At 38.7% G+C, this 3,306-nt stretch carries 3 protein-coding genes and 1 pseudogene; all 4 read right to left on the bottom strand.

Annotated elements, in window-relative coordinates; all coding sequences use genetic code 11:
* Positions 1–1,113: pseudogene (istA, locus tag KQ486_RS13565) on the bottom strand (IS21 family transposase); the annotation flags it as partial.
* A gap of 12 nt (positions 1,114–1,125) precedes the next feature.
* Complete coding sequence (locus KQ486_RS14450; RefSeq protein ID WP_246569349.1) at positions 1,126–1,416, bottom strand: hypothetical protein; 291 nt, start codon at positions 1,414–1,416, stop codon at positions 1,126–1,128.
* A gap of 270 nt (positions 1,417–1,686) precedes the next feature.
* The gene (locus KQ486_RS13570) at positions 1,687–2,073 is read right to left on the bottom strand and encodes a hypothetical protein (RefSeq protein ID WP_216687970.1); all 387 of its coding nucleotides are present in this window, start codon (positions 2,071–2,073) and stop codon (positions 1,687–1,689) included.
* 484 nt (positions 2,074–2,557) lie between these two features.
* Complete coding sequence (locus KQ486_RS13575; protein ID WP_216687971.1) at positions 2,558–3,193, bottom strand: GntR family transcriptional regulator; 636 nt, start codon at positions 3,191–3,193, stop codon at positions 2,558–2,560.
* Between the last annotated feature and the right edge of the window lie 113 nt (positions 3,194–3,306).

Consider the following 3,306-nt stretch of genomic DNA (forward strand, 5'->3'; position numbering starts at 1 on the left):
CGTTGGACACAAGGAATCATACATATTCCAATTCACTTCATATGGATGACTACCAAATTCTGAAGACGGATGACCCTTCGTGGGAAGTAATTCATAAAATCGTTCATCAATCTCATTCATACTATAGGTTACAATCAGTCCCATTAACCATTCAATTCGTTCTTTCTGTATCTCTGGTGATTCGATGTTTACGTAGCTGGCTATCCTTCCAGGTAGGTAAGGGAAATACCTAGAGTGGGATACAGATCGAGGTTTCCTTTTCCACATTCCCAAGATGGATGCCCATGGCAGTTCCCGGGATTTATTCATGTAAGGACGTGGCCCTTCACCTAACACCTCACCGTTTGGTGAGATCACCTTGTAGGAATCCCAATAAGTAATCACATACAATTGGCTATAATGATAACTGTTCGGAATATGAATGGGTTCACTGTCAATGAGGACTTCTCCATATTTATTGGCAGACACCGTTTGCTTGCCGAATACCGGGTAATCATTTTCCGGTAAGGCCAGGCAGTACTTTTTCTCTTCCTCAATAAGATTCTTTATCGGCTCGCCTTTCTTGTAGTGCTTACGTTCATGATCTTTCGTAGATTTCTGGGTGAGCATTTCCTCTAGATGGTCCAAATCCCGAATCACTGGAGAAGGAGTGAAGAAATTGTATCTTACATAGCCAACTTTGTTTTCCACATGGCCTTTTTCATTTCCCTTCCTTGCATTACATGCCAGTGGCTCAAAGCCATAATGACTGGCGAATTTCAGGAAGCCTTCCGTAAATATCGTATCGCCATGTTTTCCTCTTGCCCTTACTACGGCAGCAGGCAAATTATCGATCCGTAGCTTCCGGGGCACACGCCCCAATTGTTTGAATAACATTTTCAAACCTTCGAGGAAGCACTGTTGATTCTCTCCTGGCAAGGGAACAGTAAATCCCGCATTGCTGTAAGGCAGACTCATGATTAAGCAGTGAATATCTTTTGCTTTTCCGTCTTGGATGGCCTCCGTCATCCCAAAGTCAATTTGGGCTTCAGCCGGAGGATGTGTCAACCGGTCGTATTCCTCCTTGAAGGTCTCTCCATCTTCCATTCGTTTTTCACGCCACTCTGCAATATAATTACAAACGGTTCAATATGATCCTGCGAACCCCAGTTCCTTGAGCTGTTCATAGATGTTCTTATTATTACGTCGTAGCTTCTTCTTCAGAGCGTAATCCTCCAACAACCAATCAGAAACAATCTCTCCCCACTTCTCCTCATACATCATTCCACCCTTCTTAGGAATTACTTCCGAAGGGAGATGATCTTCATCAGCATATTTCTTGACCGTTTCCCAACTAAATCCCGTTCTCTCTGATATTTTATTAATCGATAATGATTTCACGTTTCTCAGTTTTTTGATATGATTAATTTCAGGCATTGCCAGCATCCTTTCATTACCTCCACCATTAATTGTTTAGTCACTATTAACGGTAGGTTTTTTTGATTGGGCTGGCAAGCCTTTTTTCTTTGCCTTATGATAATTGCATAGTTCTAAGATTTTCTTTGCAATTCTCTCTACTTTTATTTTGCACTATACAGCAGAAGGATATTCTGTTTCAAAACTATCTAAACCATTATTATTTTCCTCCAATTTATATCCCCCTTATACCTGAAAGTGACAACATTCACCTTGCTCTTGACCAATAGATTAAATGTTTATATCTATACTGGTATCATTAGGATCCCATGTACCTTCGTGTATGTTAAGCCACTGATCTTTTGTCACTTCTAATCTACCGTGTTCTAGTAATGACAACGCATAACCCTTTTTTATTTTATTTTTATTCTTTAATTCATGTATCCCGTGATAACCGTAACCAACAACGTAAATACGATCACCTAGCACTAAATCTTCTGGATACTTCCTTTGGACAACAAGTTTCTCGTCATTATCAAGTGCAAAAATATCTAAATTATCTTTGCATTTAGGACAATACCATTCTAGCTCAACGCTATAATCCAATTCGTCAGTGGTAAATTGTTCATCGCATGAAGAACAATAGTAATACTCCTTCCTAAACATATAACTTAACATGCTTCATTTCTCCTTTATACAATTCTTATTGATATGAAATGAAAAAAATAGGAATTATCTATCATCTACAAATTCTAACATTAATCTTAACATATATATCCAATTCCCATCATACGGAACAATTGCGTCTCTTTTTCTATTTAAAAGGTTCTGTTAAAGTTTAGTGTTATTTTTAATGATGTACACTGAGTCGTTGAATTGTGAGAAGCGAAGGTGGCGCCTTCAGTTCGAAAAGCTCGAGCCGTCTCCGTACACTGCGAGTATTGCAGATGTCAACTTATGCCTTGTGGGTAAAGCGTTCGCCGATAGCGGATTACATTCCACAACGGACTTTACCAAAGCCTAAAACAAAAAACTGGCCCCTCCCTCTGAATCGAGATGAACCAGTTAACCTATTATTCTACGAAGTTCTCAACTCTGAAAGACAATTCCTTGACCCTGTTTTTGTTAAAAATATCAGACCTAGAAAGCCTTAACCGATAAATTAACCAAGATAAACCTTCTTACCAGTTTTAATATGATTCTCAAGATTTTGCTTCGCTCGCTCAAAATCTCCATTTCTTATGGCATCATTAATAGAAACATGAGCTTCAATAGATTGCTTCATCCGTTCTTTTTCTCTCGTAAACACGCGCATACCTAAATGCAATAATCGATCTGTAATGTTGCTGAGAATCCAAACGAAATAATCATTACCATAGATCTCTAAAATCGCTTGATGGTAAGCTAAGTCATATTCCAAAAAACCGCGAACATCATCTTTGTCGGCCATTTCTTTTTGCTTAACAATTAATCCATCCAGTAGTTCAATTTGATCATCCGTGATGAGTTCTTCAATTCGCTCGAATGAAAACATTTCGGTCGCAAGGCGAACATCCATTAAGTCATTTGCTTCTTTCACAGTGATTTCCCGGATATAAATACCACGCTTAGGTGATATAGTCACGAAGTTATCGATATTTTGTAGACGCATGAGCGCTTCTCTCACTGGCGTTCGACTGATCCCCAGCCGATCGACAAGCTCTTGTTCTGAAATTACCGGTCCATCAATTTCACCATGGATGATCATATGTTTAATTTGTTCGTATGCTTGATCTTTTAAGTAGAGTTTTTTTGTCATCAACTAACACCTTTATTCTAGTATTAATTAAATTATAGGTTCTTCACCGATAATTGTGGGTTTTGCTCCCTCTAATGCACTATTTCATCCGAATTTTCTCTAAAACGGCTGTT

It is taken from the genome of Allobacillus halotolerans, assembly GCF_018967645.1.
GTDB lineage: Bacteria > Bacillota > Bacilli > Bacillales > Alkalibacillaceae > Allobacillus > Allobacillus halotolerans.

Coding starts and splice junctions, on each gene's coding strand:
- KQ486_RS13575 (WP_216687971.1), bottom strand. CDS start 3,193: ATGACAAAAAAACTCTACTTAAAAGATCAAGCATACGAACAAATTAAA.
- KQ486_RS13570 (WP_216687970.1), bottom strand. CDS start 2,073: ATGTTAAGTTATATGTTTAGGAAGGAGTATTACTATTGTTCTTCATGC.
- KQ486_RS14450 (WP_246569349.1), bottom strand. CDS start 1,416: ATGCCTGAAATTAATCATATCAAAAAACTGAGAAACGTGAAATCATTA.